Annotated in this window: 1 protein-coding gene; it reads right to left on the bottom strand. The window is 68.8% G+C overall.

Translation table 11 applies throughout. The features are described from left to right. Positions 1-567, bottom strand: a 567-nt coding sequence (locus tag QSK52_RS39135; RefSeq protein WP_285741045.1) for an extracellular solute-binding protein, incomplete at both ends; no start/stop codon positions are given.

Raw genomic sequence — 567 nt, 5'->3', positions numbered from 1 at the left:
TGGGCCGCACCGGACTTGGTGATGTACCAGTCCAGCCACGCCCGCGCGGCCTCCTGGTTCTTGGAGTGCTTGTTGATGCCGTACTTGTAGTCCGGCTGCAGGACGGTGCACGCCTTGCCCGAGGTGGACGGGAAGGGCATGTAGCCGATGTCGTCCGGGTTCGCCCCCGCCTTGGCCGCCGCGTCGCGCATCTGGGACACCGACCAGGAGCCCAGGTACATCGTGGCGACCTTGCCGGTGCCCAGCAGCACCTTGGACTGGTCCCAGTTGGTGGTGGTCGGGTCGTCCTCGGCGAGCTTCTGCTCGACGATCGAGTACACCAGGCTGTCGACGGTGTACAGGTCGCTGCCCGCGCTCCAGGGCTGCGCGGTGGTGGCCAGCTTGTCCTTGGCGCCCTCGTCGCACGAGGGCGAGCCGATCGCGTCGGTCCACTGCCGCAGCGGCCAGCCGTCGTGGTAGTTGGTGTAGTAGGGGACGGCCTGGCCCTTGGCCTTGACGGCCTTCAGGTCGGCGAGGAACTCCTCGGGGGTCTTCGGCCAGGCCGTCACCCCCGCGTCCGCCCACACC

It is taken from the genome of Kitasatospora phosalacinea, from assembly GCF_030268885.1.
Taxonomy (GTDB): Bacteria; Actinomycetota; Actinomycetes; order Streptomycetales; family Streptomycetaceae; genus Kitasatospora; species Kitasatospora phosalacinea_C.
Note: the sequence above shows the minus strand (reverse complement) of the source record. Positions and strands in the feature narration are given on the sequence as shown.